This window comes from Cytobacillus firmus, assembly GCF_023612095.1.
Classification (GTDB): Bacteria; Bacillota; Bacilli; order Bacillales; family Cytobacillaceae; genus Cytobacillus.
This window is the reverse complement of the sequence record NZ_CP086235.1, coordinates 1883156-1907358: the sequence shown is the minus strand read 5'-3', so window position 1 is coordinate 1907358 and position 24203 is coordinate 1883156. Positions and strand designations below refer to the sequence as shown.

Genomic DNA, 24203 nt, shown 5'->3' with positions numbered 1-24203 from the left:
TGCTCAGCTTTATTCTGAACTAAAAATTCTATAAAACTTATTTTACAAAAGTTTTTTCAAAGAAAAGTTTCAAATATGAGGTTTGATGTTTCAAAATAGAAATTCTTCTGCGGATCCCGGACTTCCGGCAAATAATCTGAATTTTGTGGTATGATCGACTTATTATGAGGAAGGAGTATTCTGATATGAACTCTTACAGCCGTACCTTAAATGGTGTTTTTCCATCTGTCTGCTCCTTGGATTGCCCGGATCAATGCGGCCTTCTCGTTCATAAAAAAGAAGGAAAAATCGTTAAGGTTGAAGGAGATCCAAATCATCCTGTCACACAGGGGAATATATGCAACAAGGTCCGCAGCATGCCTTCAAGGATTTATGATCAGAATCGGCTCAAGTATCCAATGAAGCGTGCCGGAGCCAAAGGTGAAGGGCATTTTGTACAGATTGGATGGAAAGAAGCTATAGACACGATCACTTCCAGATGGAAGGACCTAATTGCCAAAAACGGCCCTGAGAGCATCCTGCCATACAGTTTTTATGGAAATATGGGCAGATTAAGCGCAGAAGGAATGGACCGCCGTTTCTTCCATAAACTCGGAGCATCCCGTTTAGACAGGACGATTTGCCAATCTGCCGGTACAGCAGGATATGCGTACACAATGGGAGGCAGCTTTGGGATTGACCCGGAGGATACCATCCATTCGAAGCTCATAATTTTATGGGGCATTAATGCAGTCAGCACGAACATGCACCAAATGATTCTCGCCCAGAAAGCAAGGAAAAGCGGTGCGAAAATCGTTGTAATTGATGTCCATAAAAACCAGACCGGTAAAATGGCCGACTGGTTTTTACCCATTACACCCGGCACCGATACCGCTCTCGCACTTAGCATCATGCATGTTCTGTTTGCGGAAAATTTAGTGGATGAGACTTTTCTCGAGGAGTTTACGGTTGGCCATCAGGAACTTCGCGAACATGTGAAGCAATATGACCCTGAAACAGCAGCCGGCATAACAGGTGTGCCGGAAGAGGATATTATCAAATTAGCCCGTATGTATGGAGAAACTTCCCCTGCATTTATCCGGATCGGCAACGGGCCACAGCATCATGACAATGGAGGAATGTGTATCCGCACGATTTCCTGCCTGCCCGCACTTACTGGCCAGTGGCTCATAAAGGGCGGCGGTGCCATTAAGGGAAACTCCGGTTATCTTGCTTTTAACACTGGTGCCCTTCAAAGGCCTGACCTCCTGCACAAAAGGGATACACGCATCATTAATATGAACGAAATCGGTTCTGCGTTGCTTGAACTGGAAAAACCGATTAAATCTATGTATGTGTATGGAACCAACCCTGCTGTTGTTGCACCCGAAGGGAATAAAGTCCGGCAGGGCCTGCAGAGGGAGGACTTGTTCCTTGTCGTCCATGATCTGTTCTTAACCGAAACGGCCAAATATGCTGATATTGTGCTGCCTGCGGCTTCTTCTTTTGAGAATACGGATATCTATTCATCCTATTGGCATCACTACATGCAAATTCAGGAGCCGGTCATTGAACCATATGGCGAGTCAAAATCTAATGTAGAAGTGTTTCGGCTTCTTGCAGAAGGCATGGGCTATCATGATGCCGTATTTAATGAGACGGAAGAAGAAATGATTGATGCCGCATTAAATTTTCCGGCTAACCCCTTTATTGAGGAAATCAATGCTGAATCCCTGAAGAAAAACAAGTTTATGAAAGCGAGGGTAAAACCGCTTTTTCCCGGCAGGCTGCCCACGCCAAGCGGAAAAATTGAATTATACTCGAAGAGAATGAAAGAGGATGGATATCCTCCTCTGCCGACATACATACCGCTGAAGGAAGAAAATAAATTCCCTTTTTTGTTTGTGCCCGCACCGAACCATAACTTTTTGAATTCAACTTTTTCAAATAATATAAAACATGCAGCAATGGAGAAGGAACCGCGTCTTCACATAAATAAAAGGGATGCTGTAAATGCTGAAATTAAAGATGGTGACTTGGTTCGTATTTGGAATGAACGAGGAGAATGCGAACTCAAAGCGGCTGTCGGAGAACTTGTCCTTCCTGGTACAGTTGTTTCACAGGGATTATGGGCTGACGCCCCAGGAACAAAACATCTGGTCAATTCGCTGACTCCGGACCGGCTTTCCGATATGGGCGGCGGTGCCGTTTTCTTTTCTGGCCGGGTAAATGTTTCGATAATCAGTAAACCCCTGCAAAATGGTCTTGCCCCTGTCAAGTAGACAACATAAAAAGCTAAGCAGTGAGCGCGTTTAGATATTCAATCGGCGCGCGTTTCTTTAGTTTCTTTTGTCTTCGTTTGTAATTGTAATGGTAGATATAATCCTCAAGAGCTTGTTCTAGTTCTTCTTTTGACTTACATTTATTTATATACAGTTTCTCGGTCTTGAGGTGTGAGAAGGACGATTCTACACAGGCATTGTCCAGGCAGTTTCCTTTTCGAGAGTGGCTGCCCTTGATGCCATAAACCTCCAAGCGGCTGCTGTATAGCTTTGACGTATACTGGAAGCCTTGATCTGAATGGAGAACGGCTTCAGCTACGTCTTTTTTCTTTGTCCATTTTTCTACTGTATTTAACACAAGTTCCAGATCATTTCTCTTAGATAGCTCCCAACTTACTATTTCGTTATTAAAGAGCTCCTGGATGACCGATACATAATAAAATTCTTCTCCAACAGGCACATATGTTATATCCGTTACCATCTTTTGATTAGGTCCTGCAGCCCTAAAATTTCTTTTAAGGCGATTAGGGAAGATGATAGACGGACTATGACCATGCCGTTTTCTCCTCTTTTGGACGACTGATTGTATGTCCATTTCCGTCATCAGCCTGTAACTTTCTTGTGGTTGATTAAATACCCGTTTTCATTTAATTCTTCTGTAATAAGAGGCCGGCCAAATTCAAATGGATCCCCCAAATGTGCTCACGGATGACTTGTTCATCCCTAGCCTTTTCTTCCCGTTTACCATTCGTTTTTCTCCATTTGTAATAGCTAGCCGGTTTGATATAGGCAATCTCCAGCAGCCAAGAGACCGGATAGGTACTCCTTAACTCATCAACCAGTTCATATTTCATTCTTCTGGGTATGTTTCCTCCTCCAGATTTGGATACTGCTGTTTTTAAAATTCAACCTATGCTTTTAGGTAATCTCTTTCCTCTTCAACCGACTTGAATTTAGTCCTAGGCCGACTTTTAATGGGTTAGAGACTCCTTTACGCTCATCAAACGGGACTCCATCTTTCCATTTCTTAACCCACACTTTAAGCTGGCTGCAGTTACGAATTCCCAATTCTTCTGCCAATACTTTAAAACTCTTAGACCCATTCACGTATTTCATGACGGCATTATGTTTAAACTCCACCGAATAGCTATTAAAAGTTTGCCCTTTCTTTGCCATAGAAAAAATCCCCTCCAAGTAGCATTCTTTCCTCCATGGTAACATGAAGGCTTTTTTGAATGTCTACTTAAAGGGGACATTAACAAATTTGAAGGTTTTTTTGATAATAGCTATGCAGGATTCCTAGTTCTAAGAAATTCATCAATCTACTTTTAAAAATTATCTAACAACTACCTTAACACTATTCGAAACATAAGCGGTACCAGTCGAATCCACTACCCTTCCAGAAGCTGTAAAGGTACCACTTCTTGTATATCGTAATAATTCCCCAGAGAATGTTTCTGAAGTATTATCTGAATACATAATACTTGTGCTAGTTCCATCTCCTAAATAAAGTTTATAATTAAAAGGCGCTTTTGATGAGCCAGAAGTTAATTTAAAAGTAGCATAACTGCCACGGTTAATAGTTTGTGTAGAAGGAGTTAGAGATGGAGTAGCTAGGATACCAATTTCCTCATTCGCTGTACTTAAAGGCTGGGGAGAGGCTGGTGTTGCAGCTGCTGCGTTGGATAGACATCCAAAAGAAAATAATGATGCTCCAAGAATAGTACTTGCAAGAACCTTTTTAAACAATATAATCACTCCTTATTTTTTACTTATTTTAAATTTTCTCCCAATTTTTGAAAAATCCTGCTTTAAATTGAAGATTTTATAAAAAATTGAATTTTTTATCGGTGTTTTAGAGGTAACGTAAATTACAGGTGCCTGTCCCCAACTATACTACCGCTTTAAAGGGCCGAGGTTCAGGCCCTTGTTTTTTGAAGCTATTGCACGATAAACGAGTAATGCATCTTTATTTGGCACTGTACTAAAACCGATGATTTCTCGATTAAAGAGTTCGACAAAGACACATACGTAGTTCCATTTTTGATTAACCCTTAAGTATGTTAAATCGCTTACGATTATGGTCATTTCTTGTTCCTGGGTAAACGCACGATTAAGTTCATTCTTCTGTTCTGATTCATTACAGGATTTCGCATGCGGATTAAATTGAGCGATTGTATAGGAAGAAACAAGGCCCTGCTCCTGCATTATGCGCCCGATTCTTCGCCTGGAAACGATAAGACCGCGCTTTTTTAATTCTACTTTGATTTTACGTGTTCCATAGTTTTGACGGCTTGCGTGAAAAATATCGACAACATTAGAAACAATGGGATCCTCTTCATCTTTTACTTCATAATAATAGACACTTCTAGGGATTTGCACATTGCTGATATCGAGTATTTATGTTGGTCATTCTTGTTTACATTTACTTTTGTCCTAGTATCAGCGCGGCTTGCTTTAAAATGTCTTTTTCCATTTCTAGCTGCTTATTTCTTTTTCGGAGTTCCATCAATTCTTTTTGCTCATCTGTTAAATTGTCTTTTTCCTTAAAAGAACCTGATTTTTGACTCTGACTCACCCACTTATCTAAAGATGAAGGAGTAAGGTCATACTCACGAATAATCTCTTTTCTTGGTTTTCCATTTTGGTACAGCTGCACGATCTGTTGCTTGAAATCTTCAGTAAATGTTCGGCATTTTCTTTTGGCCATGTAGATTCTCCTCAAATGTATTATTTGTAGTCTACTTGACCTTAAAAATTCTGTCCAACTAAATGTAGCCTATCCAGTCATGCTTGCTAGCATGCAAGGTTATTATACAGGAGGCTTTTCTTTATTCTATTTATAGTGGCCCTGCATTCCGCAAAGGGTGGCTCTTTCCTCCGCAATGACTGGCTCAAAACTCCGCATAAGTGGCTCATTTTCACTGCAATAATCAGCGTAATTTAAGTTATGAGGAATTTTTACTAGCTCTACTGGAAGCAGAATCTGAATCTAGAGAGGAAAATCAAAGACAGAGAAGACTTAAACAAGCTGCTTTTCCTGTTCATAAAACCCTAGATAACTATGATTTTAGCTTAATGCCAAGCTTGAATAAGAATCGTTTTTTAACTTTGGCAAAAGGAGAGTTTGTGGAGAAGAAGGAAAACGTCATTTTTTGGGGAACAGTGGGACTGGAAAGTCCCACTTAGCTACCGGTCTTGAACTTGAAATGATTAAGAATGGCTATAAGGTCAAGTTTATTACAGCGGCTGAATTAGTAGAAGAACTTTTACTGGCCAATCAGGAGCATAAGCTAGGGACATTAGAAAAGAAATGGCTCAAATTTGATGTGACCATTGTCGATGAACTTGGATATGTACCTTTTACGAAAGTAGGATCTGAACTATTGTTTCAATTCTTTACCGGTCGACACGAACGGGTTAGTGTAATGATTACGACCAATCTAGAGTTTACCTGAATGGACATCTATCTTTGGTGATGAAAAAATGACAGCTGCCCTCCTAGATAGACTTACTCATAAGGCCCACATTCTCTTATTAAATGGGAATCTTATCGGTTTAGGCAGAGTATGAAACAAAGAAATGAGTGTGACCAGTAGTCTGGAAGCATGAGGAGTTTAGGTGATCTTGCCCCGAGGGGCAAGATCACCTAAACTCCCAAACATCCCCCAAATATGGTAATAATGCAGAATGAAGTGTCTCACTTTTGAAGTGATCGCTCTGGCTCAAATTAATATTGACAAATACAGCTTTGTTTATATACTCGATATCAGGCACCCACTCTAGCCTTATAAATGCTTCATGTGGATATTTTTATTATCATTTTCTGTTCGAGTATACTTTTTCCCTAACATAGAATCAATTTCTTCCTGTATTTCTAAACCCAAACCTTCTTCTCTTTTTCCTATATGTAGTATTAAGCATCTTAGTCTTGCTGTTGTTAAGGTCGCAAATTTTTGCCTTCATTCCTACTATATCCTATTCCATTAGCTGTATCCGGGTCCCTGAGATCATCAGCAAACTCAGTACATATATAGTGATCAACTTCCCTGGCCATATTCCTTGCAACATCCTTCTCAAATTTAAGAAAGAAATATTCCTTTGTTTTTTTCTGATCACCTATATTATTGATCAAGTAAAATTCCTCAAGCTGCTGCAGAAAAAAACAAGTTACCTCATCTCCTTTTTCTTTATACCATCCAAGCTCTTCTTTGAAAAACCCTGAACATCTTTCCAGGTCAAAATAATCGGTTTCTCAACTATACGCTGACCTAGGTGCAAAGCAGCTTTTATGCCCCTCTAACTGTTGATGAGTTAGGTATGAGTTATAACCTATCTTAGTTTCAATTAGAACAGGTACGTCTTCCGATAAAATTGCCCCATCAGGTATCGTGTACGTCTTATCTTTACTATTACGTACTTCATAACTCTCTGCCATTCCGATAACAGCGCCTATACTTGATGCATTACTCAATACATTAGATGTTGATATCGATATTCAAAGGAATGAGTAACTATGGTGCTCAACCCGGCAAATTTGAGGAACTTTGATGTCATATCTGATGAGGAATGCTGTAGAACATTAAGAAATGTCTTTGTTAAATTATTCTCAATCTGTAAATGCTTTGTTTCTTGCATTGAACCTTTTGGCTGACCTTTATAATAATGAAAAATATTGTTATAACCAGACATACTTCCTCCATGAATCTTACTTAGTTTTTTTTGAATGGATATTTTCTTCTAATAACTTCTTTGCCTTCATTCGTAACAATTCTTCTGTTTTAACAATAAAATCCTGTTTAGGTTTTAAATTTTTCAATTCCCTTAATTCCCCAACAATGTTCAAATCATCATCTCCTTGCAAATTAGTGGAGTTCTTAACCATTTATATATTAATCGTTTTAATGCTTCGAAAAGTTACATTATTAGTGATTCATTTATATTCTAAAAACAAATCCATTTATTATTATTCACCATTATTAATAGATGTTTTTACCAAAGAAAAGATAGACATAAAAAATCCTGTAAAGAAGAATCCCGTAGTAAGTTGCCAACTAAAAGAAAAATAAGAAATTAGGGTGGATATAAACATAAATAATAGCCATATTATTGGACTAGCACTAAACCTGTCCATGTATTTCACTCCTTAATTTCCACGCTAGGATCATCAAAAATATTGTTCTCTTATATGTTTATTACCTTTCTATTAAAATAATTCCTCCTAAAAAAAGTTGCCATATTGGCAACTTCTTTGAAGAGAAGAGATTAGTTTATTCTATTTCACAACAACTGTTGCTTTATTGGATATCCATCCAGTGCCATCAACATCGTATACAACTGCAGATACGTAGAATGTTCCTCTACTGCTATATCCCATCGAGCTTAAGTGAACAGTTCTATCATCAGTATAAATACTAAAAGTACTACCATTCCCTTTATTAACCCTTATATTATAAGGCGCTTTTGATACACTATGATAGAGAGTCATATTTGCCTGATTGCCGACTGAAATTGTTTGTGAAGAAGGAGAAAGTGTAGGAGCCGCTTGAACTTCTACTTCTCCTTTTTCATCTACAAGAGTTGCAGCAAAGGCAGGTAATGACACTGACAAGAGTGAAATACCTAAAATTGCTGAACCAATAATTTTTTTCATTTTTCTCATAAGACTTACCTCCTATTTTCTTAATATTTTATATATTCCACAAAACATAGGTAATCCCTTCAATATTTTCAAATAAATGTAATACTATTCTTTTTTCCCTCCGTACTCTTCCCAGTATATGTCTGAAAACACATCTGCAAATGCATCTGTAGTTCTTCCTAATTCATCCAGCGTGTTGTCAACGCCTCCTATTTCAACTAGCAATGCCCTGTTGGATACATCTTGATTATAAACTCCGTTTCCATCTAATCGATTTTTTAAGAATACTCCTCTACTAATTCCAGGGAAGCGCTTTTCTAGTTCAGTATTAATTTTTTTAACAAATTCTAGATTTTCTTCATAATTATCATTTTCTTTACCCACTATGAAATACAACTTCGCATAGGATTTACCATCAATTACTTTTGTGGTTACATCCTTCCTGGCAGAATCTCTGTGAATATCAATAAAGTATTTAAGATTCTTATTTTCCGCTACAGCTTCTTGTATAACCTCATTTGATAATTTATAAGAGGCAGAATAATCCCATTTCCTCTCTAATAACTCTTTATTGATATTTGTTTTATTATGCTCTACACCGATACCCGCACCAATTAATTTTTGATTTAATCTTTTACCTAAAGCAACCACATTCGCCCTTTCATCTGAACTAACGGCTTCATTTGACCTGGACGCATTTTTTAGTAGAGGGAGAAAAGACTCAAGGTTATGAGTATGATATACAAACACATTAGGTTCTTTGTTTAACAAAGGTTTTTGATCTTCTATCCCAGTATTATTTTGGAGTTCCTCTTCAATTACCTCTTTTTCTTTCAGAAGAACTTCTAATGGAGGAGCGGATTCGTAAGGGAGTGTGGATAGGTCAGTTCCTTCTCCTGCAACTACAATCTCTGTATCATAAAAATTCAATCCAGGGAGCTCATTTCCCAAAAAGCTTCTAGTATCTCTGGGTTTTATATTAGTTGCAAGTTCAAAAAGGATTTCTGATATTGGTGGAATCGTAAATACTTCTTCTGATGCAAAAAAGATATGGTTTTCTGCTCTAATAAATTGTGCAAATAAATTTTCTGATTCTATTCCTGATAAGGTTTTCTGGATATTTTCTGATGAGAGCCCTAAATTAATAATCAGTGAAAATACTAATGTTGCTATTACTATCATTGAAAAAATAATAGTTTTAAATTTAAAAGTAATGATTGAGAATTTATTATCTCTATAAAGATTACTTTTCATTTAAATTTCACCGTCCTTTAATCTAGGATATGTAAATTTTTTCAATGATATGATATTCTCTACTATTTTTTTCTAACAATTAAGTAAATTAGTAGAAAGTCCCCACACCTATTCTTTAGTTAGAAATTAAAAAGAGGCTGGGACATAACTAGCTTCAAATAGTGAGAAAGGAGAATTTGGGTGAACTCAAATTCTCCTTTCTCTATTTTTTGCTATTAATTCTTATACACTCTTATCTGTTGGCCGTGAATTTTCGTAAATTCACAGCCATTAATGCAAGACCCATTTCGTTCTTGACCTTCGATTTTCCACGAACAGAAAATCGAGTGAAACGCAAATTGGCCTTCAAGAATCCAAAAACTGGTTCTACGTCAATCTTATGTTGACGATAGATAGCACCTGTTTTTTCTTCTGAAAGCTTCGCTCTCACATATTCTTTTTGATGTTCCCACTTCTCGTTCACCATTAATTTTCGATTTCATCTAGAAACGGAATTAAAGTACGTGTGTCTGTCGGATTTGAAAATAAACTATAGGCAAGCGTGTATTGACTTTCCGTTGCGATTTGTACATTATAACCATCTTTCAATTGACCATTTTCCATATAATCATCTTTCATTCGCATGAATGTTGCATCATGGTCTGTTTTCGAATAACTATTACGTGTGCCAAAGATTTCAAAGTCTCGTTGATATTTCTGTTTCCGCACAATATAATCAGTCAACTGCTTACGCACTTGCTTCGGATATTTTTGTTCAATTCTTAATGCTTTTCTTTCTTCTACGCTCGGTGATGCTTCACTTTTTTGGTTATATTTAGTAATGACTTCATCTACTTTTTGAACCATGTGGTCGAGTTCCTCAAGTGTTAATTGCTCATCACTTTCTCGTTCAATTTCAGGTAAGATTTCTTTTTCAAGCAACTCGTTGTACAGTTGATATGATTTTTCAATTAAGCTTTTGTGATATTTCTCAATCGTCTTTTTCCACACGAATGTAAATTTGTTCGCATTTGCCTCTATTTTTGTACCATCAATCAAAATAGCTTCTTGATCGATTAATTTCTCTTGTACAAGTTGGCAACGGAATTGCACGAAACATTGTCGGATTAGTTCTACTACTTCGGGTTGAACACGGAAACGATTAATGGTGCGATAGCTTGGTTCATAACCTTGAGCTAGCCAATTCATACGGATACTATCTTTTAAAAGTGCTTCGATTTTTCGACCAGAAAAGACAGACTGCTTATAAGCACATAAGATAATTTTTAACATCATGCGCGAATGATAAGCAGGGCACCACTCATTTCGAAGAAATGGTTCGAGTGCTTTAAGTGGAATACTTTCAACTAAGTGATGTATATGGAAGGCAATATCATTCTCTTGTAACTTTACTTCTAAATCTAAAGGCAAAATTAATTGATTCATGTTATAATCTTTAAACATAAGGACACTTCTTTCTGTTTGGATTTTGTGTGGTAACTTAATTTTAACAGAGAATGTCCTTATTTTTTATTCAAAATAATCAAAGCCTGTGAAATTTTACACTTCGTAAAATTTCACAGGCTTTTTCATTTCAGAGGAGGGTTTTGTCCCAGCCTCGGTCTTGCCCCTGTCAAGTAGACAACATAAAAAGCTAAGCAGTGAGCGCGTGTCGATATTCAATCGGCGCGCGTTTCTTTAGTTTCTTTTGTCTTCGTTTGTAATTGTAATGGTAGATGTAATCCTCAAGAGCTTGTTCTAGTTCTTCTTTTGACTTACATTTATTTATATACAGTTTCTCGGTCTTGAGGTGTGAGAAGAACGATTCTACACAGGCATTGTCCAGGCAGTTTCCTTTTCGAGAGTGGCTGCCCTTGATGCCATAAACCTCCAAGCGGCTGCTGTATAGCTTTGACGTATACTTGAAGCCTTGATCTGAATGGAGAACGGCTTCAGCTACGTCTTTTTTCTTTGTCCATTTTTCTACTGTATTTAACACAAGTTCCAGATCATTTCTCTTAGATAGCTCCCAACTTACTATTTCGTTATTAAAGAGATCCTGGATGACCGATACATAATAAAATTCTTCTCCAACAGGCACATATGTTATATCCGTTACCATCTTTTGATTAGGTCCTGCAGCCCAAAAATTTCTTTTAAGGCGATTAGGGAAGATGATAGACGGACTATGACCATGCCGTTTTCTCTTCTTTCGGACGACTGATTGTATGTCCATTTCCGTCATCAGCCTGTAACTTTCTTGTGGTTGATTAAATACCCGTTTTCATTTAATTCGTCAGGAATACGAGGCTGGCCAAATTCAGGATGCATGAAATGGATCCCCCAAATGTGCTCACGGATGACTTGTTCATCCCTAGCCTTTTCTTCCCGTTTACCATTCGTTTTTCTCCATTTGTAATAGCTAGCCGGTTTGATATAGGCAATCTCCAGCAGCCAAGAGACCGGATAGGTACTCCTAACTCATCAACCAGTTCATATTTCATTCTTCTGGGTATGTTTCTTCCTCCAGATTTGGATACTGCTTTTTTAAAATTCAACCTGTGCTTTTAGGTAATCTCTTTCCTCTTCAACCGACTTGAATTTAGTCCTAGGCCGGCTTTTAATGGGTTAGAGACTCCTTTACGCTCATCAAACGGGACTCCATCTTTCCATTTCTTAACCCACACTTTAAGCTGGCTGCAGTTACGAATTCCCAATTCTTCTGCCAATACTTTAAAACTCTTAGACCCATTCACGTATTTCATGACGGCATTATGTTTAAACTCCACCGAATAGCTATTAAAAGTTTGCCCTTTCTTTGCCATAGAAAAAATCCCCTCCAAGTAGCATTCTTTCCTCCATGGTAACATGAAGGCTTTTTTGGTCTACTTAAAGGGGACATTAACAAAATGCAGGGGTTTTTGTATTCTATGAAGCATCGTTAGTCTTAACATCAAAATCTTCTATGAATGAATCAATATCCGGTTTATTTTTCAGTGCAATGACTTTTTTACCCTCTGCTGCAAATCTGTCAAGCCGTTCAGCCATTTTCTTTTTGCGGGTTCTGTATGTTGTCAGTATGAATTTAATAAATTTCCAGTCCATTTTCTCCTTGCACCCGGCTGCCATATCAGGCCGTGTTTTCCCCAGATTGGTCAGCCATCTTTTCAATACCCTGTACAGACAGATATACAGGGGAACTTCCAGATATATGACTGTATCACACACAGCTCCCCTGATTTCAAAAGTGTTGCTGTAATTACCTTCAATAATCCATTGCTTTTCTTTCACTATTTCACGCTGTGCATCCGAAAATTCCTGAAGTCCGCTTTCCACCCAGCCGGGCTTCCAGTATAAAACATCCAGATGATGCACCTCAATGCCCGTTTTTTCTCCTAGTTTTCTGGCAAAGGTTGATTTCCCTGCGCCTGCTGAAATCCCAATCACCATTACTCTTTTCAAATAATCACCTTCCCATGCCGAATCCGTTTAATTACATTCAACATCTGTGCTTTTATTCCTTCTTTTGAAGCTAAAGTAATTCTTACTTAAAAGACCAGCCTAATAAGTGCTATAATATGAAAGTATTTAAAAAAGAAGGGCTTGATCATATGGCAATGACAAAGAAAAAAAGGGTGTTAAAAGAGATAAGACAGCTCATCATGATTACGCTGGGTGCGGTAATTGCAGCGGCAGGACTTGAGTTTTTTCTCGTTCCCAATAATATTCTCGATGGCGGCGTTATCGGTCTTTCCATTATCGCTGCTGAACTGACCGGGATGACCATGAGTATATTCCTGATTGTTTTAAACCTGCCATTTCTCTATATTGGCTACCGCAAAATTGGAATGAAATTCACGATACATACCTTATATGGAGTAATTGTTTTATCCGCAAGTACCGCATATCTCCATCATTTTGAGCCTGTTACAGATGATTTATTTCTGGCAACAGTCATTGGAGCAGTCATTCTGGGAACAGGGGTTGGCCTTGTGATCAGAACTGGCGGAGCTTTGGATGGATCAGAGATTATCGCCATCCTGGTCAGCAAGAAGCGTCCGGTATCTGTCGGCCAATTTATCATGATTGTCAACGTATTTATCTTTATTCTTGCAGCTTTTCTCGTTTTTAGCTGGGAAACAGCCATGTACTCCATTATCACCTATTATATTGCCTACAAAATGATTGATATCGTTGTGGAAGGTATGGAAGAGCTGAAGTCGGTTACGATCATTTCTGATATGCCTGAAGAAATCTCTGCAGAGCTTATGAAGCAATTGGGACGCGGAATGACTTATATTCAGGGCCAGGGTGTTTTTACTGGAGAGCCCAAAAAGATCATTTATACAATCGTAACAAGGATTGAACTATCAACGCTCCGTTCCATTGTAGAAGATATTGACCCTGGAGCATTAGTGGCTATTGAAAATATTGCCGATGTCAGCGGCAGCAATTTTGATAAAGGTACAGCGCACTAATAAAGTGAAACTTCAATCAGTGGGAAGTGCTTTTCTCCCCACTGATTGTTAGTTGAACCTATCGGGCCTTTACGGGCAGTTTGCCCCCCCTTCTCCTCCATTGATTCCTCTGAGTCTTGAAGTGGGGGTCTTACTGCCCGTTAGACTGCGATAAAAAAGCAGCCTCCCTCACATGCACCAGTTTGGGAGACTGCTTTTTTGTTATATAAACAGCAGCAGACTGAGAGCCATGACGGCCATTCCTGCAACTAAACCATAAATGGATGTATGGGCTTCATCATACTTCTTGGCAGCCGGCAATAATTCATCAAGAGAAATGAACACCATTATTCCGGCAACTGCAGCAAAAATGACACCAAACATGACATCGTTTAAATATGGCATTAAAATCAAGTAGGCCACTATTGCGCCAATCGGCTCAGACAGTCCTGATAAAAATGAGAGCTTAAAAGCTTTCTTCTTGCTTCCTGTGGCATAATAGACAGGAACTGAGACAGCTATTCCCTCCGGTATATTATGAATGGCAATGGCCGCCGCAATGGCGATTCCAAGTGAAGGATCCTGGAGTGCAGAAGTAAATGTTGCAATTCCTTCCGGGAAGTTATGAATCGCAATCGCCAATGCCGCAAAGGTTCCCATTTTCAAGAGTGCCGGATCCTTGACGGCATTTCCGGATTCATTCATTTCTTCAACCGTCCTCACTTCATGGGGATTATCCTTTTTAGGAATAAACCGGTCAATTAATGCAATAAGGAGTATCCCCCAAAAAAACCTCCAACAGTTGCCCAGTTGCCGCTTACTTGACCTAGTGCTCCTACAAGTGCATCTTTGGCTTTTACAAAGATCTCAATCATGGAGACATAAATCATCACACCTGCGGAAAAGCCAAGTGCCAATGATAAAAACTTCGTATTCGTTCTAGAAGTAAAAAAAGCCATTAAACTGCCAATACCTGTCGCTAAGCCGGCAAACAATGTTAGACCCAATGCAAATAATACTTCCTGCGACATTACACTCTCTCCTTTTTCTCTATTGCCAAAAAGTTTCTCCAGGGCAACTTTTGCATTAAAAAATATATATCAATAAGTATATGCGCCTAACTTAAAAAGTTTACTTTGGTAAACATTTTATCTCCAACCCAAACCAAAAGCAATAAAAAAGGACTATTCGATTATTTTTTCTTCAATATTATAAGAATAAATGAGGAAAATGTGCATTAAAAAATAAAAAACCTTCGCTCTTTATTGCAGCGAAGGATTAATCCCAGACACGTTTTAATTGAAAAAGCTCCTGAAGGTATCCCCATACAGATATGGGCGACATTATCATTTGATAGATAAGGATAAACGTTAAGAATCCTAAAATATTTTTTCTGACTTTCAGGTTCAGATTTTTAAACACATAATGCTTTTGATATATATATAAGATACCGTAGCTTAAAATGGTAAGCGGCAGGACAAACAAGGTCATCGGTCCAACTATCCAGAAATAACCGAAGAACGCAAGCATCAATCCCGGAATCCAGAAGAAAGTATACACCATATCCAGATATGGCATTACCAGGTTAACGCCTGTTAAGTATTTTGTGTAAATTTGCGGCTGATTCCATGGCTTAATTTCATTCAGGCCTTCAATCATTCCCCTTGCCCACCTCGACCTTTGCTTTGCAAAGTGAGATAAAGAGGAAGGAACATCGGTAAAAGCTGCAGCCAGAGGCTCAAAGTACACTTTCCATTCTTTTTGAAGCAGTCTCCATGTTAATACGATATCTTCACCAATGGCATCGGGCCAGCCATTTACCTGACGGACTGCATCTGTTTTGTATAAACTGAAAGCACCTTGGGCAACCAGTGTTCCCTGATATAACCCCTGCAGCCTCTTTATTGAAGCTATACCCAGGTAATAGTCCCACTCCTGTATTTTAGTCAAAAGGTTTTCACGGCTATTGCGCACAAGCATGGAGCCTGCTACCGCACACACCTCTTCAGGACTGCTTTCCATGCGCGATACTAAAAAGCGGACTGCTGAAGGATGCAGCAGGGTATCTGCATCAAGTGTGATAACATACTCTGTTGTCACATGCTGAAGACCTCTATTTAATGCATGGAATTTTCCGGTATTAGGTTCCTTCAAAGTATCAATCGTAAGGTTAAGCTCTTTTTGAGCTCTTACTATTTCATTTTGCGTATTGTCTGTAGAACGATTGTCTATAACGATTACCTTAATCTTCCCTTGATAGTCCTGGCTCGCCACATAGCTTAACGTTTGAAAGATTGTTTTTTCTTCATTGAAGGCAGCTACCAGCAATGTCACTTCCTTATCAGGATCCGAATTTTTAAAAGATGGCTGCTTGTCCAAAAGCAGACTCATTACCAGAAAGGCATTCATATAGCCCGGTACATAGGCAATACCTCCAATAATAAGAATGCTGATCGGGTATGTGACAATTTCTGCTAAATCCTTCAGCCAGGGCAGTGAGATATATATAGAGAAAGCCATCCATAATATAGAAATCAGGTGACTAATGACAAATTTCTTATTTATGGATAGATAAACTTTTTTTCTCCTGCGATTTATGACTGGATCTGCAGGTTTAGAACTCGGCACCATAAGCTCACCTTCAATGAATATAGTTAATTAAAAAATATAGTATTTTATCATTTAAGTAACCTGGTAATTTATACAAGTATTCAAGGCAGAATGTCTTCTTTTTTGAATGTCTGAAGCATTGCTCCCGCAAAAAAGAGCAGCCTTAGACTGCTCCTCACCCGTATCTTACCTTAGAAAGGTACCATTCATATATTCCTTATACGCCGTCCGTATTTCTTCTTCGGTATTCATGACAAACGGTCCACGTGCCACAACCTGTTCTTTGACTGGCTCGCCTGCATATAGTAAAAAGCGCAAAGGCTCTTCAGCTTTTACGAAAATTTCGCTTCCAGCGTTCCCGCCATCTCCCAATTCAAGGACCTGGCCTTTTGCTGCATTGACTTCATTTTCTCCAAAAACCCCGCTGCCTTCTAAAATATAGATGAAGCCTTTGTAGCTTCCAGGCAGGTCCTGCGAGGCTGCCGCGCCTCTTTTCATCCTTGCTTCAATCATCGTAACAGGCACATGATTTAAGGCAGGAGATACAACCCCTTTGGAGGATCCGGAAAAGACTTTAATAGTAACGCCCTCTTCCTCTCTGACAGGAACTTCACTGCCTTTAAGATTTTGATATCTTGGTGCTGTCATTTTTTTCTCGCTGGGAAGATTGATCCACAGCTGCAGCGAATGGGCAGTTATTCCTTCTGTTGGCACTTCGTTATGGACGACACCGCTGCCAGCTGTCATCCATTGTACATCTCCAGGGCCTAACACACCGCCCTCACCGGAATGACTGTCATAGTGCTCAATGGCGCCTTCGATGACATAAGTTACTGTCTCAATCCCGCGATGCGGATGTACGTCAAACGCTCCCTTTTGAAATTTATCTTCCATCATCAAAAGGAATGGGTCAAATTTTTCCCACTTCCCTGGTTCTATCACAGGGCCTGCTGCATGAATGGGGCTATGTTCCTGCAGATTTACTTTCCTGATTGAAACAATTTTCCGCTTAGTAATTTCCTCATTTTCCATACGCCATTTCTCCCCTTTACATGTAAAGGGAGCAATTGAAAAACAATTGCTCCATCTGTAATTACTGATTACCTTTTTTAATCCACCCAGCAACTGTGACGGTTCTTTTCGCCTGATGCTTAACAGCTTCCTTCACATCTTCAATCATTTTCCCATCCTGGTCAACCGTTACGCTGATTCCATACGGATTGCCGCCTGCTCCGAAGAGAACCGGATCTGTATATCCAGGAGCAGCCACAATCGCTCCCCAATGGTACATTGTAGTATAAAGGGAAAGGATAGTTGCTTCCTGGCCCCCATGCGGATTTTGGGCTGATGTCATTGCACTTACTGCCTTATTAGCAAGCTTCCCTTTCGCCCAAAGACCGCCAGTTGTATCAATGAACTGTTTCATTTGGGAAGGCATATTGCCGAAACGGGTCGGCACGCTGAATATAATGGCATCTGCCCATTCAAGATCGTCCGGCTTAATTTCAGGCACATCCTTTGTTGCCTCAACAGTAGCTTTCCATACAGGATTGCCTTCAATTGCAGATTGCGGTGCCAATTCTGGAACCTTAAAAACTTTAACTTCCGCACCAGCTTCTTTGCCGCCTTCCTCCGCCCATTTAGACAATTGATAGTTTGTTCCGCCCATGCTGTAAAAAATTACGGCCAATTTCACATTTTCCATATGAATCGTCTCCTTTTTAGTTGAATTTCCAAATAACCTTGATAGGATACCCATATCAGCACCGCCTATTCTTTCATTCTCTTCCCTTTAATTCATTTCATTAACTAGTTTTATATTTGTTTATACCAGCGGGCTGCAGCCTGAACTTCACCCATGGTTAATTGGTGTCCAAAACTTTCCCAGTGAAGCTCGACTTTCGCTCCTGCACTTTCCAATAAAGACTGTAAATCAGTTGATTCTTCTGCAGGACAAATCGGGTCATTGGTTCCTGCAGCGATAAATACCGATGTTCCGCTAAGATCAGGCAATTCAGCACAACGCCTTGGAACCATCGGATGATGCAGAATCGCCGCTCTTAATGAGTTTTTATGATGGAATAATAAGCTTCCTGCAATATTAGCTCCATTCGAATAGCCAATTGCCACTATGTTTTCACGTTTAAATTCATATTTCTGTGCAGCTTCATCTAAAAAATCGTTTAATTCTTTAGTGCGAAAAATCAAATCTTCTTCATCAAAGACACCTTCTGCCAGTCTCCGGAAAAACCTCGGCATACCATGTTCCAGCACATTTCCCCGCACACTAAGGACAGATGCCTCAGGATCAATATGCCCTGCAAGCTGAAGCAGGTCAGTTTCTGTACCTCCTGTTCCGTGAAGCAGCAATAACACAGGTTTAGAAGCATCTTTTCCTTTTTGAAAAATATGTTTCAAAGTATCTTCCCCCTCTTCTTTTTAATCCAATTCTCTAACTTCAATTGGGATTAGTTTCCGCTCGATGTGATTTCTCATATCCTCATATTGTTCTGGAAGCATCAGCTTCTCTCCCATTTTCCCAGGTGATTCGTCATGCGCAAATCCAGGTGGGTCGGTTGCAATTTCAAAAAGAAGTTCCCCTTGCTCCCGAAAGTAAATGGCATTAAAATAATTCCGGTCCCTGACTGGCGTCACACCATATCCATTTGATCTCACATATTCCTGCCACTCCAATTGATCCTCGTCATCTTCTGCCCGCCAGGCGATATGATGGACTGTGCCGACACCCATCTGGCCGCGCTTGCCGGAAGTTTTTTTCAGGTCAATGACATTGCCGATCCGGGCAGTGGATTGGAACCGGATCATTTCTCCCTCTTCCCCAATGCGTTCAAGGCCCATAACTGTTTCAAGCAAATGTGCCGTTTGCTCAGGCTGGGTTGAATATAGTGTCGCTCCAGCAAAACCCTTTATTGCAGCATCAGGAGTGATGCCTCCAAAAGACCATGTATTCATCTCTCCCTCTTCTCTTTCTACCATTTCTAATACAAGGCCATGTGGATCAAGAAGCTTAATCGACTCTTCTCCGAATCTTTTTTCCATTGTGTAAGAAATATTAAACTTCTCAAATCTGTCTTGCCAAAATCCAAGGGCACCCATGGGAATGGCATAGGAGGTTACCCCAACCTGGCCATCCCCTATGACTCCCTGGAAAGCATTCGCCCATGGAAAGAAAGTAATGATTGTCCCCGGCTTTCCTTCTTCATTGCCAAAGTAGAGATGATAAGTGCCGGGGTCATCAAAATTTACGGTCTGCTTGACCATTCTCAAACCCAGTACTCCTGCATAAAAATCGACATTCTCCTGCGGATGGCCGACGATGGCAGTGATATGATGGATCCCACTAGTTTTTCTGCCCACTGTAAACACCTCTTCCTATTTAATGTATCCTAAATTCAGCCAATAAAACTCATTTCAATTCAAATATTTTTAATTCAAGATATTAGTTTTAACTCTCTGTTCGTTTTTTAACTTTTTCAAGTAAATTTACTAAATGATCCAGCTCAGCTGAATTCAGTTCTTCAAAAAATGTATTAACCCATTGCTGGTGTTTCGGCATAATCTCTTCCAATAACTTATTTCCTTTGTCAGTTAAACCAATATGAATCGCCCGGCGGTCATTAGGACATGCGTTCCGTTTTGCATATCCCTTTTCCACAAGCTTATCAATTACATAAGTCATCGAGCCGCTCGTAATTAATATCCTCTTACCAATTTCGTGTATCGTTTGCATATCTTTGTGGTATAGAGCTTCCAGCACTGCAAACTCGGTCATGCTAAGGCTAAATTTGGTGATACTGTCCTTTATGCATTCATGAATGGATTTGGATGTCTGCATGAGAATCAGGAAGGCCGGATTAGGGCACGACCTTTTCATATTATCACCTGCCAATACCTCAAATTAATTTATCTTGATTTCGAGATAATTATAAAATACATTTCTGATTGTGTCAATCTTCTGGATTGAAGACCTCTTTCTTCAGTCAGCTGTTTTAATTTAGCCGAGTGTTTTTCACATTATTAAACACCGGCCATTTTAAATCATTCAGCATATTGACTTCTTCTTTAACATAAAGGTATATATGATTTATAATGTTGGAATTTTCCGATAAATTTAAGGGGTGAGGGAATGTATAATGCATACTGCCGAATGGTTCAAAAAACCTTCAAGCTGGCATCGCCTTTTCTGCCATGGCGGGAACCGGAATTATTAGAAGGCGCCAATAGCCTGGATAAGCTTCCGGATGTAATTAAGAAGAATGACATCAGCAGAATTCTGATTGTAACTGACAGCGGCATCAGTGCTCTTGGCCTAATGAATGGTTTGCTGTTAAATTTACAGAAAAAGAGCATTGAGTTTTATATATATGATCAAACCATTCCAAATCCTACAATTACGAATATAGAAGAAGCACTTGACGTATATAAAAAAAAGGATTGCCAGGGGATTATAGCTTTTGGCGGGGGTTCTCCGATTGATTGCGCCAAAGGAGTTGGTGCAAGAGTTGTGAGGCCAGAGAAAAGCATTTCACAAATGAAAGGCCAATTTAAGGTTAGAAAAAAGCTCCCTCCCATTTTTGCAGTCCCGACCACAGCAGGTACTGGAAGTGAAGCCACTGTTGCTGCGGTCATTACTGACAGCGAATCACACGAGAAATATGCGATCATTGATTTGAACTTAATCCCGCATTATGCTGTTCTTGACCCGTTGATTACTTTACAAATGCCTCCTCATATAACAGCTGCAACCGGTATGGATGCACTAACCCATGCCATCGAAGCCTACATTGGCAGAAGCAATACAGCAGAGACTAGAAAATTCAGCATTGATGCAGTCCGGCTCATTTATAATAATCTTTATGAAACATACAAGAATGGAGAAAATCTGACGGCAAGAGCCAATATGCAGAAAGCTGCTTATCTTGCAGGACTGGCTTTCACCAGGGCCTACGTTGGCAATGTTCATGCTATTGCCCATACACTCGGAGGTTTTTATTCGGTCCCTCACGGTTTGGCAAATGCCGTCATCCTTTCATATGTCCTGGAGCATTATGGAGAGACAGTATGGGATCCTTTGGCTGAGCTGGCAGTGGCCGCACGTATCGGCAATGCGACAGATTCGGCTGAAGAAAATGCCCGAAATTTTATTCTTAGCATAAAATCCCTAAACAGCAGCATGGGGATTCCGCCAAAAGTGAGCGGAATTCAAGACAGGGACATTCCAATCATGGCTGAACGTGCCTTAAAGGAAGCAAATCCCCTGTATCCTGTTCCGAAAATCTTCAGCAGAGATGATATGTTTAGACTGTACCAGCTGATAAAAGAGTAAGAGGCAGGTTGCATTTGACTGCAATCTGCCTTTCTAAAACCGTTTTTTTATAAAATTCATGAACACAAGCATGGAAGTTGAAATCAGTAATATAATTGAAACCCACATCCAAGCCAGTTCCATATCTCCTGAATCCATAGCAACGTAGATCGCGGTGGGAAGTGTTTGTGTCTTTCCGGGAATATTGCCTGCAAACATTAATGTGGCACCGAATTCTCCTATTGCCCTTGCAAAGCTTAATATTGCTCCTGTCATGATAGCTTTAGAAGCCAGCGGCATCGTTACATGCAGAAAAACCTTTAAATCTGATGCACCATCGACTCTAGAGGCGTCTTCAACCTCATTGTCAATGGATTCAAAACCAGCCCTGGCAGATTGATACATCAGAGGGAAGGCTACAACGGCCGCTGCAATAACAGCAGCCCACCACGTGAATATGACTGGCCCGTTAAACAGCGATTCAATCCCTCGTCCGACGAAAGATTGCTTTCCAAAAACCACAATAAGCAAAAATCCTACAACGGAAGGCGGAAGGACCAATGGCAAAAGCAGCAAAGTATCTATAATTGCCTGGCCTTTAAACGTCCGATTTGCCATCAGTTTTGCAGCTAAAACCCCTATTACTAAAACAGCGAGAAGCGATATAGAGGCAATTTCCAGTGAGAGTTTAACCGGTGACCAAAAGTATTCGGATTGAATCATTTCAGCAGGTAAAAAAACCGTATGGCTCCATTTTAGACATTCCTTGTTCAGCTTGCATAAATCTGTAGAAAAGCTGTTTCGTATCCCGGTTATTACTCTTTTTTAATACTCCCAGCTGATTGAAAATAATCATATAAACTCCTTTATAAATAAAAATACATCTGTTAAATATAATATACCTAATCATTATAAATGAAAAATTAAGAGCAGCATTCTATTATCTTGAAGTTTTTGTGTCACGGATCAGATTTTTATAGTAAATCACTGTTGCCTCCAGATTGCCTTGTTCAGACTGTGCGAAGCCTGGTATGATGCCTGCTTTAATATATCCTGCTGATTGATAAAGGATATTGGAAACATCACCTTCTCTAGTATCAAGCACAAGCAGGCTTCGGCCCTCCTGCTTCGCTTTATCTTCTGCCGCTTTTAATAGCAATCGTCCCAAACCCTTTCTGCGGATGGAGGGGTCAGTCATTAATTTTGCAATCTCCGCACGATGGCTTCCATTTTCTTTCTGGCATAAATGGAGCTGGATTGTTCCGGCAGCTTTCCCATCCATTACAGCTAAAAACAAAACCATATCTTTGTTTTTTAATAAACCCTCCCAATATTCCTCTGCCTTAGCTTGACCAAGCGGGGGCAGAAACCCTATTGATGCTCCCTCATTTACCACCTCAATTAATAGTTTGGACAGCTCTTTTTTGTATCCTTCAATGGATTTAACCTCGAAAATATCCATTCCCGTTCACCCGTTTCTTTTAATTTATCTAACCTGTCCACTTCTGGCGAATCTAATACATTAACATTCCATATAAGTAAAAAGTTCTCCTCCCTTCCTCAAAACAAAACAAAAAAAAGCTCTGCCAAAAATTTCACGCAAAGCTTTCATTATGCTTTATCGAAACCAGCCCTTCTTCTTAAACCACCAAAACATGCCTAAGGCAATAATAAACATTAATAACAGCGTTTCAAAGTATCCATATTTCCATGTTAATTCCGGCATGTTTTCAAAATTCATTCCGTAAATTCCCGCAATGAAGGTTAATGGCATAAATATGGTGGTTATCACGGTAAGAACTCTCATTACCCGGTTTGTCTGATGGGAGTTGATCGATAAATAACTGTCACGGATATCGGTTGTCAATTCCCTGTTTTCATCAATCATTTCAGTCAATTTCAATAAGTGGTCATGAATATCAGCAAAGTATTCGTATCTTTCCTTTACGCCTTTAAGCCTATGGGAATTAATGACACGGTATATTAAATCCCGCATCGGAATGACTGTATATCTTATCTGCAATAAATGATGGCGGATATCAAATAACTTCTCCAATAATTCTTCCATCGTTTCATCATTTGGGTTGTCTTCAATGAGACTCAAACGATCTTCCAGCTGATAAACGATGGGAAAGTAATTATCCACTATTTTATCAATGATATGGTACATGACCAGGTAAGGGTCCCATTTACTAATCTTCTTACTCAAGCTCAGCCTTTCCCAGACATCATCCATTTCCCTGGAGAGGTCATGATGGTAGGATACTATGTAATTTGAACCAATAAAAAAGTTAATTTCCTGTTTATCTTCGTTAATATGATTTAGGCTATGGGTGACAAAAAAGCTATAGTCTTCATAATAGTCCATTTTGGGGCGCTGGAGTTTGACAACACAATCCTCTATTGCCAGGGGGTGAAAATGAAAAGTCTTATCGAGCTCAGCAGTTTCCTCCTCGGTTGGCTGATCAAAATCAACCCAAAACCACTTATAACTTTCCCACTCTGCTTTCAGCCGCTCAAATGTAATATCTTTCTGCAGTTCATTTTTTTTATTAACAGCTTGTATTCTAATCATGATTGTCTCCTAGTCTTTCCATTCTGTAAACGTATTTTTTCCACTTTTGATACCGATATCCTAATGAAGACTCTTCCACTGGATATTTATTATTTACCTC

The 24203-nt window shown here is 39.5% G+C and carries 23 protein-coding genes and 4 pseudogenes; 5 read left to right on the top strand and 22 right to left on the bottom strand.

The features are described 5' to 3' along the window. Positions 1–185: 185 nt before the first annotated feature. A complete protein-coding gene (locus LLY41_RS09720; protein ID WP_304587714.1) occupies positions 186–2261 on the top strand; it encodes a molybdopterin-containing oxidoreductase family protein in 2076 nt (691 codons plus the stop codon). A gap of 13 nt (positions 2262–2274) precedes the next feature. Here the strand turns inward: LLY41_RS09720 and LLY41_RS09715 are convergent, their stop codons facing one another. From LLY41_RS09715 to LLY41_RS09700, 4 genes and pseudogenes are all read right to left on the bottom strand, one after another. Further along, positions 2275–2865: an IS3 family transposase gene (locus tag LLY41_RS09715; protein ID WP_304587712.1), complete on the bottom strand. Its 591-nt coding sequence runs from the start codon at positions 2863–2865 to the stop codon at positions 2275–2277. Between the two features lie 314 nt (positions 2866–3179). Further along, positions 3180–3437, bottom strand: a complete 258-nt coding sequence (locus LLY41_RS09710; RefSeq protein WP_286137443.1) for a transposase — start codon at positions 3435–3437, stop codon at positions 3180–3182. A gap of 159 nt (positions 3438–3596) precedes the next feature. Beyond that, entirely contained in the window at positions 3597–4010 is a 414-nt protein-coding gene (locus tag LLY41_RS09705; protein WP_095246259.1) for a hypothetical protein, read from the bottom strand. Between the two features lie 171 nt (positions 4011–4181). After that, positions 4182–4977: pseudogene (locus LLY41_RS09700) on the bottom strand (IS3 family transposase); the annotation flags it as partial. Between the two features lie 194 nt (positions 4978–5171). On the opposite strand from LLY41_RS09700, the pseudogene LLY41_RS22450 reads away from it, so the two are divergent. Then, positions 5172–5719, top strand: a pseudogene (locus LLY41_RS22450) (ATP-binding protein). 28 nt (positions 5720–5747) lie between these two features. Beyond that, positions 5748–5834 (top strand): hypothetical protein, encoded by an 87-nt coding sequence (locus LLY41_RS09685; protein WP_286137564.1) that lies wholly within the window; start codon positions 5748–5750, stop codon positions 5832–5834. Between the two features lie 1135 nt (positions 5835–6969). Here the strand turns inward: LLY41_RS09685 and LLY41_RS09680 are convergent. From LLY41_RS09680 to LLY41_RS09645, 8 genes and pseudogenes are all read right to left on the bottom strand, one after another. Beyond that, entirely contained in the window at positions 6970–7107 is a 138-nt protein-coding gene (locus LLY41_RS09680; RefSeq protein WP_179289103.1) for a hypothetical protein, read from the bottom strand. 429 nt (positions 7108–7536) lie between these two features. After that, positions 7537–7923, bottom strand: coding sequence for a hypothetical protein (locus tag LLY41_RS09675; protein WP_095246254.1), 387 nt, complete (start codon positions 7921–7923; stop codon positions 7537–7539). Positions 7924–8007: 84 nt separating this feature from the next. Beyond that, the gene (gene spoIIP / locus LLY41_RS09670; protein WP_286137561.1) at positions 8008–9156 is read right to left on the bottom strand and encodes a stage II sporulation protein P; all 1149 of its coding nucleotides are present in this window, start codon (positions 9154–9156) and stop codon (positions 8008–8010) included. 238 nt (positions 9157–9394) lie between these two features. Then, a pseudogene (locus LLY41_RS09665) lies at positions 9395–10599 on the bottom strand (transposase); the annotation flags it as partial. 190 nt (positions 10600–10789) lie between these two features. Beyond that, positions 10790–11380, bottom strand: coding sequence for an IS3 family transposase (locus LLY41_RS09660; protein WP_304587708.1), 591 nt, complete (start codon positions 11378–11380; stop codon positions 10790–10792). A 43-nt stretch (positions 11381–11423) separates the two neighbouring features. Beyond that, on the bottom strand, positions 11424–11639 hold the full coding sequence (locus LLY41_RS09655; RefSeq protein WP_304587707.1) for a hypothetical protein: 216 nt from the start codon (positions 11637–11639) through the stop codon (positions 11424–11426). A 63-nt stretch (positions 11640–11702) separates the two neighbouring features. After that, positions 11703–11960 carry a transposase gene (locus LLY41_RS09650; RefSeq protein WP_304587705.1) on the bottom strand — a complete coding sequence of 86 codons (258 nt, stop codon included), beginning with the start codon at positions 11958–11960 and terminating at the stop codon, positions 11703–11705. A 103-nt stretch (positions 11961–12063) separates the two neighbouring features. Beyond that, complete coding sequence (locus LLY41_RS09645; RefSeq protein ID WP_095245419.1) at positions 12064–12597, bottom strand: P-loop NTPase family protein; 534 nt, start codon at positions 12595–12597, stop codon at positions 12064–12066. Positions 12598–12746: 149 nt separating this feature from the next. Here LLY41_RS09645 and LLY41_RS09640 point away from each other — a divergent pair, with 149 nt between their 5' ends. Then, positions 12747–13613: a YitT family protein gene (locus tag LLY41_RS09640; RefSeq protein ID WP_095245420.1), complete on the top strand. Its 867-nt coding sequence runs from the start codon at positions 12747–12749 to the stop codon at positions 13611–13613. A gap of 201 nt (positions 13614–13814) precedes the next feature. Here the strand turns inward: LLY41_RS09640 and zupT are convergent. The 7 genes and pseudogenes from zupT to LLY41_RS09605 all read right to left on the bottom strand — a co-directional run bounded on the left by zupT (position 13815) and on the right by LLY41_RS09605 (position 20097). After that, positions 13815–14623: pseudogene (gene zupT / locus LLY41_RS09635) on the bottom strand (zinc transporter ZupT). A gap of 247 nt (positions 14624–14870) precedes the next feature. Then, complete coding sequence (locus LLY41_RS09630; RefSeq protein WP_095245415.1) at positions 14871–16223, bottom strand: glycosyltransferase family 2 protein; 1353 nt, start codon at positions 16221–16223, stop codon at positions 14871–14873. Between the two features lie 165 nt (positions 16224–16388). Further along, positions 16389–17234: a pirin family protein gene (locus tag LLY41_RS09625; RefSeq protein ID WP_095245414.1), complete on the bottom strand. Its 846-nt coding sequence runs from the start codon at positions 17232–17234 to the stop codon at positions 16389–16391. Positions 17235–17295: 61 nt separating this feature from the next. Next, positions 17296–17907: an NAD(P)H:quinone oxidoreductase gene (wrbA, locus tag LLY41_RS09620; RefSeq protein WP_095245413.1), complete on the bottom strand. Its 612-nt coding sequence runs from the start codon at positions 17905–17907 to the stop codon at positions 17296–17298. A gap of 110 nt (positions 17908–18017) precedes the next feature. Beyond that, complete coding sequence (locus LLY41_RS09615; RefSeq protein ID WP_095245412.1) at positions 18018–18620, bottom strand: alpha/beta hydrolase; 603 nt, start codon at positions 18618–18620, stop codon at positions 18018–18020. A gap of 21 nt (positions 18621–18641) precedes the next feature. Then, positions 18642–19580 (bottom strand): ring-cleaving dioxygenase, encoded by a 939-nt coding sequence (locus LLY41_RS09610; protein ID WP_095245411.1) that lies wholly within the window; start codon positions 19578–19580, stop codon positions 18642–18644. A gap of 88 nt (positions 19581–19668) precedes the next feature. After that, complete coding sequence (locus tag LLY41_RS09605; RefSeq protein ID WP_095245410.1) at positions 19669–20097, bottom strand: MarR family winged helix-turn-helix transcriptional regulator; 429 nt, start codon at positions 20095–20097, stop codon at positions 19669–19671. A 252-nt stretch (positions 20098–20349) separates the two neighbouring features. On the opposite strand from LLY41_RS09605, the gene LLY41_RS09600 reads away from it, so the two are divergent. Further along, positions 20350–21549 carry an iron-containing alcohol dehydrogenase gene (locus LLY41_RS09600; RefSeq protein ID WP_095245409.1) on the top strand — a complete coding sequence of 400 codons (1200 nt, stop codon included), beginning with the start codon at positions 20350–20352 and terminating at the stop codon, positions 21547–21549. 33 nt (positions 21550–21582) lie between these two features. On the opposite strand, the gene modB is transcribed toward LLY41_RS09600, so the two are convergent. From modB to corA, 3 genes are all read right to left on the bottom strand, one after another. Beyond that, a complete protein-coding gene (modB, locus tag LLY41_RS09595; RefSeq protein WP_095245408.1) occupies positions 21583–22251 on the bottom strand; it encodes a molybdate ABC transporter permease subunit in 669 nt (222 codons plus the stop codon). Between the two features lie 217 nt (positions 22252–22468). After that, the gene (locus LLY41_RS09590; RefSeq protein ID WP_095245407.1) at positions 22469–22990 is read right to left on the bottom strand and encodes a GNAT family N-acetyltransferase; all 522 of its coding nucleotides are present in this window, start codon (positions 22988–22990) and stop codon (positions 22469–22471) included. A gap of 156 nt (positions 22991–23146) precedes the next feature. Further along, on the bottom strand, positions 23147–24103 hold the full coding sequence (gene corA / locus LLY41_RS09585) for a magnesium/cobalt transporter CorA (protein WP_095245406.1): 957 nt from the start codon (positions 24101–24103) through the stop codon (positions 23147–23149). Positions 24104–24203 lie beyond the last annotated feature (100 nt).

Coding starts and splice junctions, on each gene's coding strand:
- LLY41_RS09685 (WP_286137564.1), top strand. CDS start 5,748: ATGACAGCTGCCCTCCTAGATAGACTTACTCATAAGGCCCACATTCTC.
- LLY41_RS09630 (WP_095245415.1), bottom strand. CDS start 16,223: ATGGTGCCGAGTTCTAAACCTGCAGATCCAGTCATAAATCGCAGGAGA.
- LLY41_RS09590 (WP_095245407.1), bottom strand. CDS start 22,990: ATGGATATTTTCGAGGTTAAATCCATTGAAGGATACAAAAAAGAGCTG.
- modB (WP_095245408.1), bottom strand. CDS start 22,251: ATGATTCAATCCGAATACTTTTGGTCACCGGTTAAACTCTCACTGGAA.
- LLY41_RS09715 (WP_304587712.1), bottom strand. CDS start 2,865: ATGACGGAAATGGACATACAATCAGTCGTCCAAAAGAGGAGAAAACGG.
- LLY41_RS09720 (WP_304587714.1), top strand. CDS start 186: ATGAACTCTTACAGCCGTACCTTAAATGGTGTTTTTCCATCTGTCTGC.
- LLY41_RS09640 (WP_095245420.1), top strand. CDS start 12,747: ATGGCAATGACAAAGAAAAAAAGGGTGTTAAAAGAGATAAGACAGCTC.
- LLY41_RS09605 (WP_095245410.1), bottom strand. CDS start 20,097: ATGAAAAGGTCGTGCCCTAATCCGGCCTTCCTGATTCTCATGCAGACA.
- wrbA (WP_095245413.1), bottom strand. CDS start 17,907: ATGGAAAATGTGAAATTGGCCGTAATTTTTTACAGCATGGGCGGAACA.
- LLY41_RS09600 (WP_095245409.1), top strand. CDS start 20,350: ATGTATAATGCATACTGCCGAATGGTTCAAAAAACCTTCAAGCTGGCA.
- LLY41_RS09710 (WP_286137443.1), bottom strand. CDS start 3,437: ATGGCAAAGAAAGGGCAAACTTTTAATAGCTATTCGGTGGAGTTTAAA.
- corA (WP_095245406.1), bottom strand. CDS start 24,103: ATGATTAGAATACAAGCTGTTAATAAAAAAAATGAACTGCAGAAAGAT.
- LLY41_RS09660 (WP_304587708.1), bottom strand. CDS start 11,380: ATGACGGAAATGGACATACAATCAGTCGTCCGAAAGAAGAGAAAACGG.
- spoIIP (WP_286137561.1), bottom strand. CDS start 9,156: ATGAAAAGTAATCTTTATAGAGATAATAAATTCTCAATCATTACTTTT.
- LLY41_RS09625 (WP_095245414.1), bottom strand. CDS start 17,234: ATGGAAAATGAGGAAATTACTAAGCGGAAAATTGTTTCAATCAGGAAA.
- LLY41_RS09655 (WP_304587707.1), bottom strand. CDS start 11,639: ATGAAATATGAACTGGTTGATGAGTTAGGAGTACCTATCCGGTCTCTT.
- LLY41_RS09675 (WP_095246254.1), bottom strand. CDS start 7,923: ATGAGAAAAATGAAAAAAATTATTGGTTCAGCAATTTTAGGTATTTCA.
- LLY41_RS09650 (WP_304587705.1), bottom strand. CDS start 11,960: ATGGCAAAGAAAGGGCAAACTTTTAATAGCTATTCGGTGGAGTTTAAA.